This is a genomic window from Saccharothrix lopnurensis, assembly GCF_042658445.1.
GTDB classification, from domain to species: Bacteria; Actinomycetota; Actinomycetes; order Mycobacteriales; family Pseudonocardiaceae; genus Actinosynnema; species Actinosynnema lopnurensis.
The window spans coordinates 1-509 of sequence record NZ_JBHSQO010000148.1 but is presented as its reverse complement, the minus strand read 5'-3'; the positions used below and the strand labels follow the sequence as shown (position 1 = coordinate 509).

At 44.2% G+C, this 509-nt stretch carries 1 protein-coding gene; it reads left to right on the top strand.

What is annotated here, in order from left to right; all coding sequences use genetic code 11:
- A partial coding sequence (locus ACFP3R_RS37785) for a sensor histidine kinase (protein ID WP_380643880.1) occupies positions 1-509 on the top strand: 509 nt, incomplete at both ends.

Here is a 509-nt window from a genome sequence, read left to right as displayed (position 1 = left end):
GAGATATCTCTCACGAAATAAGAACCCCCCTCACCCGCCAACGAATCGCTATCGACTTAGTTAGGGAGCATCTGGAAGACAATCCGGCATCCGAGAACTTACTCAATAAAATCGAAGCCCAAAACAATAAACTCAATGAGTTAATCGAGAACCTGCTAACACTCAACCGACTCAACGATGGCGCTAGTCAGCTAACCATAGAAACCGTCGATTTAGCCTCATTGATTAACGAGCTGGTTGAGGATGCTGAAATAGAAGCCAGCACCAAGAAAATAACCATCATACAGCAGGGGCTTGAGGCTGCAGATGTTAAAGGTAATCGATTATTACTGGCGAGAGCGTTTGAGAATATCGTCGGGAACACCCTTAAGTACAGCCCCGAAAACGCTATTGTCTCGGTCGATATATCAACAGCGGATAACGGTATTATTATCGAAATTGCTGACCAAGGACCAGGGCTTAGTAAAGAAGAAATTAAACAGGTATTTACTCCGTTTTACAGAGCTGAC